This window comes from Vibrio sp. 10N.247.311.51 (assembly GCF_041467855.1).
GTDB lineage: Bacteria > Pseudomonadota > Gammaproteobacteria > Enterobacterales > Vibrionaceae > Vibrio > Vibrio coralliirubri.
Map to the genome: position 1 here is coordinate 49526 of NZ_JBFSVK010000021.1, position 15035 is coordinate 64560.

Sequence of the window (15035 nt, forward strand, 5' to 3'; positions counted from 1 at the left end):
AAAGCTTGAAGTGTTTAATACTCGTTCGGCAACCAAGTTGTCGAACCGCTGATTAACTCTTGTCTTGCTGGTTTAAAAAGTCCTTAAACTCTTCATCGTAGATGTTGAATAGGACAATGGTAATCGCAAAAATCAGTGGGCCGTAGATAAGACCAATTAGGCCAAACAGTTGAATACCGCCCAAGAGTGAGAAGAAGATCATTAGGGTATTCATGCCTGCACTGCCTTGCATCAGCAGCGGACGTAGCAGGTTATCAATTGAACCAACAATCGCTACACAGTAAACCGTTAGGAAAATCGCCCACGTGGTATCACCCGTTAGGAACAAGTAGGTTGCAGCTGGGATCCAGATTAATGCGGTACCCACAACTGGGATGAAAGAGGCAAAGCCCATCATGGTGCCCCAGAATAGACCTGGGAAACCAGCAATCCACATACCTAAACCGCCGGCAAAACCTTGCGCGATTGCGGTTAAGAATGAGCCCATTACTGCTGATTTAGATACTTGCTCTATCTCTGTTAGAAGTTTGTCTTCTTGGCTACGAGACAGCGGCAGAATATGACGAACCACACTGATGATTTTGTCATGATCTCTTAATAAGAAGAACAAAACGAACAGCATCAAGAAGAAATCCATCAAGAAATTGGTCGCATCACCTAAGATTTTGGCACTGATACCAACTAGCTTAGAACCAAAGCTTGTCGCAAACTCACCGACTTTTTGTGCGATGGCTTGGGGCTCAATGTTGTCGAAAGGCAGGTAGTTATTCACAAACGACAGCGCTTTGACCACTAACGGATGAGCAAACAGAGTTTGAATGCCGCCGTGTGTCACCCATTGGTAAGTGTTCTGAGAGAATAGAGAGCCTTGCTGGACAATTGCTGCGAATACTGCCAATAAAGGGATAACAATAATGAAGGTCAGTATGATACAAGACAGCAGAGAGACGATGTTTTCTTTATTAGGGAGCTTTTTTTCAAGCCACTCATGGATTGGGAACATCAATAGTGAAATGATAAAGGCCATCACGATAGAGTTAACGTATGGCTCAATAAGCAGGTAACAAGCATAAGCCGCCGCGAGTAGGGCAATGATGATCACCCAGTGGCTGGAATTGATTTTGAGTTTTTCTGACACGGTAATGGTCTCTATATTTGCGTTCTGAGTTTATAATGGCTGCAAAACAGAGAGTTAGCAATGAGGAGTTTTGATAATGGGATGCTGTAATAAAGATAAGAAATGCCAAGACGATGAACAGCAAGCAAAAAAAGAGATCCCTTGGTTCAGAATGTTCCTTGGTACCTTGATGCTGTTGGTTTTTCTTTTCTGGGAACGTTAGTCGCTTTTGGTTCAGTTTTAGCCTCAATTAACGGCTAAATAAGCTGTCATATTTGTGGCTGGTGAGCGCAATATATAAAAAAGGGCTGCATTTAATGCAGCCCTAAATTCAATCGGTTAGCGACTTATAAAGTGCTTTCGATTATTTGCTTTCAGCAGCAATGATCGCAAGAGAGCGGTCAGCAGCTTCTAGTGTTGCATCAAGTTCTTTTGAACCATGAGCAAGAGAAGTAAAGCTTGCTTCGAATGCTGAAGGTGCAAGGTAAACACCGTGATCCAGCATTAGGTGGAAGAAGCGCTTGAAGCGTTCTACATCACACTTAGTTACATCTTCGTAGCACGTCACGGTTTCTTGGTCTGTGAAGAAGAAACCAAACATACCACCCACTTGGTGTACTAGCATCGGGATACCGTGCTTGTCAGCAAGCTGCTTGAAGCCATTCGCTAGCTGCTTAGTTTTTGAAGCTAGACGCTTTTCGTTGCCTTCTTCACGTAGAAGGTTCAAACATGCGTAGCCAGCAGCCATTGCAACAGGGTTACCTGAAAGCGTACCTGCTTGGTAAACTGGGCCAGTTGGTGCGATGTATTGCATCACTTCTTTACGACCACCAAAAGCACCGACAGGCATACCGCCGCCGATAACTTTACCAAGACACGTTAGGTCTGGCTTGATGTTGTAGTAAGCCTGCGCACAGCCTTCAGCAACGCGGAAACCTGTCATTACTTCATCAAAGATTAGCAATGCACCTTCTTGGTCACAGATTTCACGTAGACCTTCGTGGAAGCCTTCTACTGGTGGGATACAGTTCATGTTGCCCGCAACTGGTTCAACGATGATGCACGAGATCTCGCCTTTGTTCGCTGCGAATAGCTCACGCACTGAATCTAGGTTGTTGAAGGTTGCTGTAAGCGTGTGCTTAGCAAAATCAGCTGGAACGCCTGGAGAGCTAGGTTGACCTAGAGTTAGCGCACCAGAACCTGCTTTCACAAGTAGGCTGTCTGCGTGGCCGTGGTAGCAGCCTTCAAACTTAAGAATTTTGTCACGACCAGTGAAGCCACGAGCAAGACGAATCGCACTCATTGTTGCTTCTGTACCTGAGCTCACCATACGTAGCTGTTCCATTGAGGGAACCATCTCAGACACCAGTTCAGCCATTTTGATTTCAGTTTCGGTTGGAGCACCGAAGCTAAGGCCGCGTTGAGCTGCTGCAATAACAGCGTCACGAATAACCGCGTGGTTGTGACCAAGGATCATTGGACCCCAAGAGCCAACGTAATCGATATACGCTTTACCATCAGCATCAAAAATAAGTGGGCCATCAGCGCGTTCAACGAAGATTGGAGAACCACCTACGCCATTGAATGCACGAACTGGAGAGTTTACGCCACCAGGAATAGTTTGCTGTGCTTTTTCGTACAGCTCTGCTGATTTGGTCATTGATATATCCTCTTTTGACTGTCGGACCAATTGGCACGCATTGTACCTATCCCTAATCCAACTAGGAATGCTTTCGCCCAGATAATCACCCGAATCTGGTTGTTTTGTGTGGTTACACGTTTTAATTGTTAGATATTGGTGAGTTTACAGCAGTAAAAGGACCGATCCTGTGGTGAATACTTGAACGTTTCAGTCAGGTATTAGATAATCACCGGAATATAAGAAAATACTCAACAACTATGGTCTCGAATTAGATTTGTATCATGTTGTTTTTGACACAGGTAAGAGAGGTTGTCGTGAGCGAAGTAAATATCCCATTGTCTTTTTCTGATGCAGCAGCTACCCGCGTACAAACGCTAATTGCTGAAGAAGAAAATCCAGAACTAAAACTACGTGTGTACATTACAGGTGGTGGTTGTAGCGGTTTCCAATACGGCTTCACATTTGATGAAAAAGTAAATGATGGCGACACTACGATTGTAAACAGCGGTGTAACGCTGGTTGTTGATCCAATGAGCCTACAGTACTTAATGGGCGGCATGGTTGATTACACAGAAGGCCTAGAAGGCGCTCGTTTCTTTGTGAACAACCCGAACGCGACAACAACATGTGGTTGTGGTGCATCATTCAGCGTATAGCATGAGTTGAAAATAGCTTGAGCTCAAAGCTGCATTAGAAATATTTCAAACGCCGAACTTATGTTCGGCGTTTTTGTTTTTATATCCCCAAATTTCTCTTCATAACAACGCTCCTTTCTTAGCAAGGCTCTTGTTTTTCACGCAGCCTCAAAATTGCTAAGACATATTAAGTTATTGCTTTTAAAACCATTCCAACCTTCTATTTTGTCATTTTTAGTACACGGCATATTTTTTAAACTGTCGATAGCGTCCAACTTCGTTGAGGATTGGTCTGTTAAGGTTACCTTTGTGCATAAGGAAGTTGCACATCACGCTATTAAGCCAACTAGCGCGCCTGAATTACATCGGACAAAAGGATTTGTTATGCCCACTCTATTTTCTAACTCACCACTTTTTCAGAAATTGAAGCAGCCGTGGCTGGTTTCTCTGACTCTAGTCGTGTTGTTGTCGATCTGGCTTGGTTTAGGCGTAGGGCAAGCAGAAGAGTCACCTGAAAAAAAGGCGACAGAAATTCCGTTGGCTAAGGTTTCCTTTCAAACATTCACCTCATCACCGACCTTTAAAACGATTGATCTCTATGGAAGAACGGCGCCCGATCGGCATGCTCGTCTAGGTGCAGAAGTCGCGGGCAAGATTGTCAGATTGAACGTTGTTAAGGGGGATATGGTTAAAGCTGGACAAGCCATTGCCCAGATAGATAAGGGTGATTTAGAGATTCAACTAGAGCGAGCCTCGGCTTTATATCGCTTGAAGCAGAAAGAGTTTAAAGCGGCGCAGTCACTGAAGAAAAGAGGACTGCAAGGCGAAATCGCCTACACCACAGCAGAGGCTTCATTAACAGAAGCAAAAGCCATGATGCGCAATGCGGAATTGGCTTTAAAGAATACTGTCATTACTTCGCCTTTTTCGGGTGTGGTTCAAGACTTAATGGTTGAGCTTGGTGACTTTGTTGGGGTTGGCGATCCGGTCGCGGGCGTGATTGATCTCGATCCTCTGGTCATCGAAGCCGATGTCAGTGAACGTCATATCCAGCATTTGTTAGTTAATCAGTCCGCTTTGGTTCGCTTGTTGGGAAGAGAAGAAGCGGAAGGCCGCTTGCGTTATGTTTCTCGAATCTCTTCGGCCTCTACCAATACTTTCCCAATCGAGATTGAAATTGATAATTCCAAAGGCCTATTACCTGCAGGTGTCAGTGCCGAAGTAAAACTCAACCTAGAAACAAGAGACGCAATCAAGATAACACCGGCGATGCTGGCATTGGATGAAGCGGGTAACCTCGGGGTCAAAACTTTGGTTTCAGTCGATGTCTCACCAGCGGTGAAGTTTGTAGGCATTCAGCTAGTAAAGGCCGAACAAGATGGAGTGTGGCTCACTGGACTGGGTCAACGCGTCGACATCATCACCGTAGGCCAAGGCTTTGTGCGTGATGGTGATTCTGTGATTGCTGTTGAGCAGGGTGCTGAACCCTCAAATGTAACCGCAGAGTAGGAGATTGCCGATGTATTCAATTATTGATGCAGCTTTGTCTCGTGCTCGAACAATGCTTTCCCTTTTGGCGTTGATCCTTGTAGCCGGTGTCGTCACCTATATCACGATCCCCAAAGAATCGAGCCCAGATATTACCATCCCTATTATCTATGTCTCTGTTGGGCACCAAGGTATTTCGCCAACCGATGCCGAACGCTTATTGGTTAGGCCGATAGAGCAAGAGCTGAGGTCGATTGAAGGCGTAAAAGAGATGACAGCAACCGCAGCAGAAGGCCACGCCTCTGTTGTGTTGGAGTTTAATGTCGGAGTCGATCTCACCAAAGCGATGGCCGATGTGCGTGATGCCGTTGATCTGGCTAAGCCCAAATTGCCAGAAGACAGTGATGAGCCGACCGTAAATGAAGTGACGCTGGCTTCTGAGCAGCCTGTTCTGTCTGTTGTGCTATTCGGTACCGTTCCTGAGCGCACCATAGTACAAATCGCTCGAGAGCTCGGAGATAAACTCGAAAGCTATCGCCAAATCCTTGAAGTCGATATTGCAGGCGATCGCGAGGACATCGTCGAGATCATTGTCGATCCGTTATTGATGGAGAGCTACAGCTTAGATCAAGCGGATATCTATAACCTGATCGCTCTGAACAATCGAGTGGTTGCCGCTGGCTTTGTTGATACGGGGTATGGGCGTTTCTCTGTCAAAGTCCCTTCAGTGTTTAACTCCTTAAAAGACGTGCTTGAGTTGCCAATCAAAGTGGATGGTAAACAGGTAGTCACTTTTGGTGATGTCGCCACGGTTCGTCGAGCGTTTCGAGATCCTGAAAGTTTTGCTCGTTTAGATGGCAAATCTGCGGTGGTGTTGGATATCAAGAAGCGTGCAGGCGAAAACATCATCGAAACGGTTGAGCTAGTCAAAGCAGTAATGGCAGGCGCTCAGCACCTAGCGGAATGGCCAAATAACCTGTTGGTCAAATACACCTGGGATGAATCTAAAGATGTGAAGATCATGCTTAATGATCTGCAAAACAATATTCTATCCGCCATCATTTTGGTGGTGATCGTGATCATCGCTATTCTTGGTGTGCGTACTGCATTATTGGTGGGTATCTCCATTCCTGGTTCATTCCTGACGGGGTTATTGGTTCTGTCTGTATTCGGTTTAACCGTTAACATCGTGGTGCTGTTTTCGCTGATTATGGCGGTGGGGATGCTAGTAGACGGTGCGATTGTGGTGACCGAATTTGCCGACAGGCGAATGCAAGAGGGGGAAGGGCGCAAAGCCGCTTACCGAGATGCTGCGAAACGGATGGCGTGGCCAATAACCGCATCCACAGCCACAACCTTAGCCGCATTTGCCCCGTTACTGTTTTGGCCGGATGTGACGGGCGAATTCATGAAGTTCTTACCACTAACTCTGATCGCGACATTAACTGCTTCGTTAATTATGGCGCTGTTGTTTGTGCCCGTGCTGGGAGGTTTGATTGGCAAACCGCAATACGTATCGTCTCAGAGCCAAGCTCGAATGGTCGCACTGCACAACGGTGATTTCTCACAGGCTACTGGTTTAACCAAGGCTTACTACCACACGCTTTCGATTGCGATTAAACACCCATTTAAGATCCTCTTCAGTGCGATATTACTCGCGGTTGCGGTTGGCTTTACTTACTCCAAAGCCGGTCTTGGAGCAGAGTTCTTTCCTGAGGTTGATCCGCCATTCTTTAACGTCAAAGTTCGTTCTCATGGTGATCTGTCTATCCAAGAAAAGGATGGCATTATGCGCGATATTGAACTGATGATGCTCAATCATGATGAGTTCGATACCGTTTACACGCGAACGGGTGGTGACGACCAGATTGGTTTGATCTCAATTACGCCGGTTGACTGGCAATACCGCCGCAGCGTTAAAGCGATCATTGATGAATTGAAGGTACAAACCGATCAATACGCTGGTGTTGAGATTGAATATAAGTTCCCTGATGCTGGGCCTCCGGTTGAAAATGACTTAGTGATTGAGCTGTCGGCAAGAACGCCAGAGCAACTTAATCAGGCTGCAAAAATTGTGAGAGATTGGGCGGATGGCAATCAGGCACTGACCAATATCAGTGATACCGCGAGTAAAGACGGCATCGATTGGAAGGTGGATATTCGCCGCGACGATGCTGCGCGTTTTGCAGCTGATGCGACCTTGGTGGGTAATACCGTTCAATTCGTGACTAATGGTCTCAAGATTGGTGATTATCTGCCCGATGACTCTTCAGAAGAGGTCGATATCTTGGTGCGTTACCCGAATGATAAAAGGGATATCGGACGCTTCGACCAGCTGAGAGTCAAAACACCTGCGGGCTTGGTGCCGATCACCAATTTTGCTCAGATTGTTCCCGACCATAAGCAAGATACGATTAAACGCCTCGATGGTAAGCGTGTGGTGAACATCATGGCTGATATGGAAGAGGGTTATAACCTTGCCCTTGAATTACCAAAGATTGAGCAAGCGTTGAGTGAGCTGGGGCTACCGAGTAGTGTAGAATTTCGTATCCGCGGTCAAAACGAAGAACAAGAAAACTCGTCAGCCTTCTTACAAAGTGCTTTCTTGGTTGCTTTGGCGGTAATGGCGTTGATTCTGATTACTCAGTTTAATAGTTTCTATCAAGCATTCCTGATTCTGAGTGCGGTGTTGTTCTCAACGGTTGGTGTGTTTGTTGGTCTGCTAATCTTCCAGCGCCCGTTTGGCATCGTGATGTCTGGTATTGGAGTGATTGCACTGGCAGGTATCGTGGTGAACAACAATATCGTGCTGATCGACACCTATAACCAGCTAATCAAAAGAGGCTTGGATAAGCGAGATGCGATTCTAAGAACCGGTGTTCAACGTTTAAGACCTGTAATGCTGACTACGGTCACCACCATTTTAGGCTTAATGCCGATGGTGTTAGAGATGAACATCGACCTGATTAATCAAAAGATAGAATTCGGCGCTCCGAGTACGCAGTGGTGGTCACAACTCGCTACGGCAATTGCCGGGGGCTTAGCTTTTGCGACAGTACTAACCTTGGTACTGACACCATGTCTGTTAATGCTAGGCCGAGACAAGAAGACTGAAAAATAGTAGATGTAGTGGTTCGATGAACATAAAAAAGAGCACCTTGACGGGCGCTCTTTTCGTTGGTTTATATGGCTATTAACCTAATTGGTCGCTAGTAGCTTAATTAGTCGCTAGCAACTGGCCGTATCGCTCAAGGTTATTCAGTCGAATCTCTGAGTTGGCAATAAAGGTTGCTTTTGCTTTGCCCGTTAACGATTTAGATTGAGGCAATTTCACGGTACGCGCATTTTTATGTACGCCATTAACCAAGAATTCATAATGTAAGTGCGGGCCTGTCACACGGCCTGTACCGCCCAAAGTACCAATGGTTTGGCCTTGTTTTACGCGCTGACCAGTTTTCACCATACGTCGCTTCATGTGCAGGTACTTGGTTATGTAGGTGTTGCTATGGCGGATAAACACGTAGTTACCATTGAATTGGTTGTAACCCGACTTCTGAACAATACCGTCACCGGCTGCCCAGATAGGCGTGCCAACAGGAGCTGCGTAGTCAGTACCGCGGTGAGCGCGAACCTTACCGGTTACTGGGTGTCTCCTGGTAGGATTAAAGTTCGATGTTACACGACGAAAATCAATCGGTGAGCGCAAGAACGCCTTCTTCATTGCTCGACCATTTTCATCGAAGTAGTTGCCGCTTTTATCATCCAATACCGCGGTAAATGAGTCGCCTTGGTTTTTGAATACGGCTGCCATGATCTTACCGCGACCAACCACTTCACCTTCAACCACTTTTTCTTGGTATAAGATTTTGAAGCTGTCGTTCTTGCGAATATCTAACGCAAAGTCGATATCCCAACCGAAGATGCCCGCCAGTTCCATAATTTGGTTTGCGGTTAAACCTGCGCTGACGCCTGCATTCCAGAAATTAGAGGTGATATTAGCTTCGGCATAATTGTACTGGTAGGCGACTTCTTTTTTGTCGAAACTTGATGAGAAAGAATCGCCAGACTTAGTGATCTTGAAGCTTTCAAACGCACTAAGTTGTCGTTTTAACTGAATAAGGTCGTTGTTTTCATCAAAGCCGAACTGCAAGACATCACCAGGTCTTAGATTAGACAACTGCTTCTTAATATCATTATTGGTATTGAGTAGCGTGATCAGCAGGCGGTATGAGAGGCCAATACGTTCAAATAAAACAGAAGTGCTTTCGCCAGAGCGAACGGTGTATTTCTCCCAATTGAGCACTGCCGTCGGTGGAGCATCACTTGAGCTAATAAGCGCAGAGGCATTGATAGTCAGTGGGTAATGTTTTCCCACAACTAAAGCGCCCGAATCGTCACGCAAACTGTTGACGTCGGGGAGTAAGAAAATCGCGACGAAAATTATGGCACTAAAAAATGCGATAAAAGCCCGGTGCAAAATAGGAAGGCGTGCAAAAATAGACAACATGTTCCGGTTCGTTCTGTAAATATTATGAAAATCGACGACGGAATAGTGTAACTGGTTTCAAAATACATCGCTATTCAAGTAAGATGTCTAATTAATGTATTTTTGCCAAATCTGTGGGAGTGAACAAGAATGGCGAGTATTGAAGCTGCACTAGCCGAGATCAAACGTGGCGTAGAAGAACTGATTCCAGAAGACGAACTGATTGCAAAACTAAAAGAAGGTCGTCCTTTACGCATTAAGCTGGGTGCCGATCCAACAGCTCCAGATATCCACCTAGGCCATACGGTTATCTTTAACAAGCTTCGTGCTTTCCAAGAGCTTGGTCATGAAGTGACATTCCTTATCGGTGATTTCACTGCAATGGTTGGTGACCCATCAGGTAAAAACTCAACACGTCCACCGCTAAGCCGTGAAGACGTATTGAAGAATGCTGAAACTTACAAAGAGCAAGTATTCAAGATTCTAGATCCTGCGAAAACGCAAATTCGTTTCAACTCTGAATGGCTATCTGAGCTTGGTGCTGAAGGTATGATTCGTCTTGCTTCTAACCAAACTGTTGCTCGTATGCTTGAGCGTGATGACTTCAAAAAGCGTTACGCTGGTGGTCAACCGATCGCAATCCACGAATTTATGTACCCACTTCTACAAGGTCACGACTCTGTTGCACTAGAGAGCGACGTTGAGCTTGGCGGTACTGACCAGAAGTTTAACCTTCTAATGGGGCGTGAACTGCAAAAAGCAGCAGGTCAAAAACCACAAGCGGTACTGATGATGCCACTACTTGTTGGTCTAGATGGTGTTAAGAAGATGTCTAAGTCTGCGCACAACTACATCGGTATTAGCGAAGCACCAAGCGAGATGTTTGGTAAGATCATGTCTATCTCTGACGATCTAATGTGGAGCTACTACGAGCTGCTGTCTTTCCGTCCTCTTGAAGAAGTTGCGGAATTGAAAGCTGGCGTTGATGCAGGTAAGAACCCGCGTGACGTTAAAGTGCTTCTTGCTAAAGAGATCATCGCTCGTTTCCACAGTGAAGCAGATGCTGAAGCGGCTGAGCAAGAGTTCGTTAACCGTTTTGCTAAGAACCAAGTTCCTGATGAGATGCCTGAATTTGAATTCGAAGCTGGTCTGCCAATTGCGAACGTTCTAAAAGAAGCAGGTCTTGTAAACTCGACTTCTGATGCGATGCGCATGATCAAGCAAGGCGCGGCTAAGCTTGAAGGCGAGAAGATTGAAGACAGCAAATTCGTACCTGAAGCAGGAACTGCGGTTTATCAAGTAGGTAAGCGTAAATTTGCTCGAATTACTATTAAGTAATAATGCACATCAATAATTGAACCAAAGGCATCCACGGATGCCTTTTTTATTGACCGAAAGTTGACGAAACTTTGAAACGCCTATTGCTACACTATGCGCGCTGTCAAATTGACAGTAATTCTGGAGATTTTTATGAACAATACCGACCATCCTCCTAGTTTGAATGGAGAAGAATAACCTGTCTCGGTATTGATCTATTGTCCTGCCGTTCAGGTAGGGTATCTTTGTTTTTCCCCTCATTCTTTTCCACACACTAGATTCTAACAAGTAGACACACCAGTAGCTTTCAGTTCTTGGTGCGCATAAATCTATAAATCTATAAATCTATAAATCTATGCTATTTGTTTTGATGGTCGTTACCTTTGCCAATCGGGAGATTCGCCATGACGGTAATGAACAACACTTTTTTATCTATTGAAGCTCTGTACTCAGAGCAAGACATCCAAGCTGTATCGAATGCATTTCAACAGTACGGGCGTGAACAACAAATTAACCTTTTGAACCGAATGCCGCTCGAAGATGCGGTGCTAGTGCTGGGGCAATGCTCTTTGAGTACGATTCAGACTTTACTTAGTGAGCTAGAAGAGCAGGGCTTTGAGAAGCGCTCTCGACATCTAGCTCACCAACTAGGGCTGATCTACTCAGAGGTAGAACCTCAGCAGGGCTACCTTTCTACTGGCGTCATGAGCCACGTTAGGCAGCGTATCGGTTGGATTATTGCGTTAGCACTATTGGGAATCGTCTCAGGGCTTATCATTGCTCAGTATGAAGACATTCTCAGTCAGTTGGTACTTTTGGCAATCTACATGCCGGTAATTGCTGCTGCTGGTGGTAACACCGGAACACAAGCCGCGACTTTGGTTATCAGAGCCTTAGCCACTGGTGAGTTGAAAAAACGCCAATGGGCTAACGTTCTGTGGAAAGAGTTTAGAGTTGCTATTTGTTTAGCTCTAGCGATTGCCGTAGTGATGATTGGGCGTATTCTGCTATTCAGTGAAAACCAATCGACAGGTGGTTATGACATCAACATGATTGCGTTAGCGATTGCGGTAGCGCTGTTTATTCAGGTGACCATATCAACTGTACTCGGCGGCGGGTTACCGATAGTCGCTCGGCTATTTAAGCTTGATCCAGCGGTGTTAGTGAGCCCAGTACTTGCATCGATAGTGGATATCTCAGGAATGTGGATCTACTTCACTGTCGTGAACTCATTCCTAGGAATCGCTTAAAAGCTGATAAAAATAGCTAAATACATCCGAGAAATAAAAATGGCGCTGAAGATTGAAGGTCTTCAGCGCCATTTTTGTTATTAAAGTAGAAGTTTACACAGAGCTAAGCATTACTTAGATTTGCTTTGTGTTTGACTGAACTCGACCACATCTTTGTAGAAAGCACGCTCAAACTGGGTGATAGGGGCTTCCACTGGTTTGTCTGGATCTTGTTCTTCAGGGAAGTAATCACGGACAAATTGCACAAAGAGAGAGCTTGGTTTTCCCGCCTTATCTAATCCGTATCCCGCCATGTTGTAACTGCCGTATAGAGAACCACTTTTGGCGATAATGTTGCCTTGAATCGGTGCTTTTCTCATGCTTTGACGGTATTTGAGCGTTCCATCAGTGCCAGATATAGGCATAGCCTCAATCAGGTTGAGCTGTTGATCATTTTCCCAGATATAACGAAGCACTTGAGCCATGGTCTGTGACCTCATTCGGTTATTTCTGGATAACCCTGAACCATCGACGAGCTGCGCCTTGCTGAGGTCAATGTTTGCCTTAGTCAACAATATCTGCTTTATCGCTTCAGTACCGTTATTGAAACTGCCTGGTTGAACATAAAATGTGGCTCCTAGCGTTTTAGTTAGATTATCTGCGATAAGGTTATCTGACTTCTTGAGCATGATATCGAGCAGTTCAGGAAGCTTTTCTGAGTTGTGACTAGCGACTAACGTGGTTTTGTCTGCTTTCTCTTTTTTACCAATAATCACATCACCTTTTACTTCTATTTTCAGTTCTTTGAGAAGCGACGTAACGACTTGATAGGTATAAAGTTCTGGATTTTGAATCGCGAACTTGAGTGGCAGTGGCTTTTTACGCTCAACCAAGCAACCAGAGAGCTTGTAAGCGTTATCTGGTGTGGTGATGAGCTCTAAGTCGCATTGTGTCGCCTTCTGCCCAGAGCGAGTTACCGTGGCAGCTGTGGTCGTCACGTCTATCGGATAGTGAGCGGGAATATAAACGCGAGTGCTGCCATTATCTTTTGTATAAATAGAGGCTTGTGCGCAGTTGCTGTCTAAGGTCATTGCACTAGAAGGCGCGCTGTAACAAACGCCTAGAATGTCCCAAGGCCAACCAACGGCTCGCTGATAGCCCGTAAAAGTCGAGTTATCGAGATATAAGTTGCCCTTTATGGTTCTGGATTGAGATTTTGCGTATTGAGCCAAAAGGCTTTTAAGCTGTTCTCGTTGCAGCGTTGGGTCGCCACTAAATGAAATGATTGAGTCACTCCCAGAACGAGCAATGCTGGTCGTGTAGTGAAAGTCATCCCCTAACTCCAACTTAGCCGCCAACGCTGTCACCAGCTTTAAAGTACTGGCCGGTGGATAGAAGCCATCACTGTTGGAATTCATTTGGTTTGAATCGCCACTCAGGGATTCTAAAATTACACTGGTGCTACTACCATCAGGCAATTTATCTAAAGGGGCGTAAGCGTTAACTGAGAAAGCGCTAATGGAAAAACTACATACCAGTAGTGTGGATAGAAGGCGCATAGAAGATTTCTTGGGTGGCTGATGTTTTCAGTATACAGATATAAAAAACGCCCGCTAGATCGCGGGCGTTTTGATTCTCAATTAACTAATTAATCAATTAGATAGTCAGAATTAGAAGTCGTAACGTAGACCTAGAGCTAGCTCATCTTCAGCTTGTGCTTTAGATGCAATATCGCTACCTAAACCTGCAGTACCGATCTTGTCACCTTTAGAGATTAGGTTGAAGTTGTACGAGATGTACGTACGGAAGTTAGGCTTGAAGTAGTAAGTTGCATCGATAGCAACGTTGTCAGCTGAAGTTTCACCGTCAGTTTCTGCGTTGTTGTACGTTAGAGTGAATGCAGTTTTATCTAGCGTGTAAGCCGTTGCGAATTCGTAACCAGTGTAATCACCGTTATCTTTCTGTAATTCACCATCAGTGAATACACCTGCAAAGTAAAGAGCTTCAGTGCGGAAAGACGCCGATAGCATGTATTCGTTTTGATCGTCTTGGTCAGCGTAACCTGCACCTAGCTTAAAGCCAGAGTCGCCGATTGCGTAGATACCAGATAGCGAGTAGCCGTCTTCGTTGTTGTCTGCGTAACCGCCGTCAACTGCGTCAGTACGATCTGCGAAGCGGTAGCTTGCTTTAACACCTAGATCTTGGAATTGACCTTTGTAAGAAAGCATGTTGTCTGTACGGTCAGCTGCTGCAATTTTGTATGCCGCTGAATTGCCGTGGTAAGACATGATATCGGTAAAGTCTGTGATTACGCCTAGCGCGCCGTCGTTCTTACCGTATGTTACTTCACCGAATGCACCGCCAATACCAGCGTAAGTGTAACGGTGGTCAATATCGCTACCAGAAGTTGTGTCGCCGTCAACAACTACTGTGTTGTCAGCTGTAGTGTATTCACCTTCGTAGAAACCAACGCCGTATAGGCCGTCTTGGATTTCAACTTTACCTAGGAAGTTTAGACGTACACGAGAGTTGTCTTGTGCTTTGCCATCTTTTAGAGATAGACGAGCTTCCGCACGACCACCGATCTCTAGAGAAGTGCCGTTTGAGCTGTATACAGAAGTACCGTCAATACCACCAGCTTGTTTACCGTCCGCTGCCACTGCGTTAGTAGCAAGAGCTGCAGCAGATACAGCAAGCGCGATCATAGTCTTGTTCATGTTATTATTTCCTAATTACTGTCCATAGAAGTTTTATCAAGGATTTGAACCCTTTTGTGTATTGCCTGTATTAATCAGGCTTCATAATCATGATTAGAACAGAAGTCTGAAAAATGCCAGTGCAATCCATGGGTTACTTTTTACCTCTAAAGTTCCATGGTTAGTTAGTAAAATGATATAAAACTAAAAAATGAACACTGTTTTATTATATTTATTGTTATTTAAGCATTTGTTTTAAAGTGGTTTTTATAAGAGTGTGATCTGTGTTTATTTTGTTTGTTTTTTGTTTTTTGTTTTTTTAGGTATTTAACTCTCTACTTATTGATGGGGGAGTTATTATTCATTTTTGTGATGTCTGTAATTTAGACCTAGATAAAGCTTTTATAACGCAAAGTGGAATAAAG

The 15035-nt window shown here is 45.0% G+C and carries 11 protein-coding genes; 6 read left to right on the top strand and 5 right to left on the bottom strand.

Going from position 1 to position 15035, the window contains the following annotated elements; all coding sequences use genetic code 11:
- Positions 1–52: 52 nt before the first annotated feature.
- Entirely contained in the window at positions 53–1138 is a 1086-nt protein-coding gene (locus AB6E85_RS17655; protein WP_017059406.1) for an AI-2E family transporter, read from the bottom strand.
- A gap of 76 nt (positions 1139–1214) precedes the next feature.
- Here AB6E85_RS17655 and AB6E85_RS17660 point away from each other — a divergent pair, with 76 nt between their 5' ends.
- Complete coding sequence (locus AB6E85_RS17660) at positions 1215–1340, top strand: hypothetical protein (protein WP_372143396.1); 126 nt, start codon at positions 1215–1217, stop codon at positions 1338–1340.
- Positions 1341–1481: 141 nt separating this feature from the next.
- Here AB6E85_RS17660 and hemL read toward each other — a convergent pair whose 3' ends face one another.
- Positions 1482–2777, bottom strand: a complete 1296-nt coding sequence (gene hemL, locus AB6E85_RS17665; protein WP_060982636.1) for a glutamate-1-semialdehyde 2,1-aminomutase — start codon at positions 2775–2777, stop codon at positions 1482–1484.
- Between the two features lie 296 nt (positions 2778–3073).
- Here hemL and erpA point away from each other — a divergent pair, with 296 nt between their 5' ends.
- The 3 genes from erpA to AB6E85_RS17680 all read left to right on the top strand — a co-directional run bounded on the left by erpA (position 3074) and on the right by AB6E85_RS17680 (position 8003).
- Positions 3074–3415, top strand: coding sequence for an iron-sulfur cluster insertion protein ErpA (gene erpA, locus AB6E85_RS17670; protein WP_004734539.1), 342 nt, complete (start codon positions 3074–3076; stop codon positions 3413–3415).
- Positions 3416–3778: 363 nt separating this feature from the next.
- Entirely contained in the window at positions 3779–4903 is a 1125-nt protein-coding gene (locus AB6E85_RS17675; RefSeq protein ID WP_372143398.1) for an efflux RND transporter periplasmic adaptor subunit, read from the top strand.
- Positions 4904–4913: 10 nt separating this feature from the next.
- Positions 4914–8003, top strand: coding sequence for an efflux RND transporter permease subunit (locus AB6E85_RS17680; protein ID WP_372143400.1), 3090 nt, complete (start codon positions 4914–4916; stop codon positions 8001–8003).
- Positions 8004–8099: 96 nt separating this feature from the next.
- On the opposite strand, the gene AB6E85_RS17685 is transcribed toward AB6E85_RS17680, so the two are convergent.
- Positions 8100–9389 carry a peptidoglycan DD-metalloendopeptidase family protein gene (locus AB6E85_RS17685; RefSeq protein WP_050645391.1) on the bottom strand — a complete coding sequence of 430 codons (1290 nt, stop codon included), beginning with the start codon at positions 9387–9389 and terminating at the stop codon, positions 8100–8102.
- 129 nt (positions 9390–9518) lie between these two features.
- On the opposite strand from AB6E85_RS17685, the gene tyrS reads away from it, so the two are divergent.
- Together tyrS and AB6E85_RS17695 are read left to right on the top strand one after the other, a co-directional pair.
- Complete coding sequence (gene tyrS / locus AB6E85_RS17690; RefSeq protein WP_017059402.1) at positions 9519–10706, top strand: tyrosine--tRNA ligase; 1188 nt, start codon at positions 9519–9521, stop codon at positions 10704–10706.
- Between the two features lie 383 nt (positions 10707–11089).
- Positions 11090–11935, top strand: a complete 846-nt coding sequence (locus AB6E85_RS17695; RefSeq protein WP_017068902.1) for a magnesium transporter — start codon at positions 11090–11092, stop codon at positions 11933–11935.
- A 110-nt stretch (positions 11936–12045) separates the two neighbouring features.
- On the opposite strand, the gene dacB is transcribed toward AB6E85_RS17695, so the two are convergent.
- Positions 12046–13473: a serine-type D-Ala-D-Ala carboxypeptidase gene (dacB, locus tag AB6E85_RS17700; RefSeq protein ID WP_372143402.1), complete on the bottom strand. Its 1428-nt coding sequence runs from the start codon at positions 13471–13473 to the stop codon at positions 12046–12048.
- Positions 13474–13584: 111 nt separating this feature from the next.
- The gene (locus AB6E85_RS17705) at positions 13585–14631 is read right to left on the bottom strand and encodes a porin (protein WP_372143404.1); all 1047 of its coding nucleotides are present in this window, start codon (positions 14629–14631) and stop codon (positions 13585–13587) included.
- Between the last annotated feature and the right edge of the window lie 404 nt (positions 14632–15035).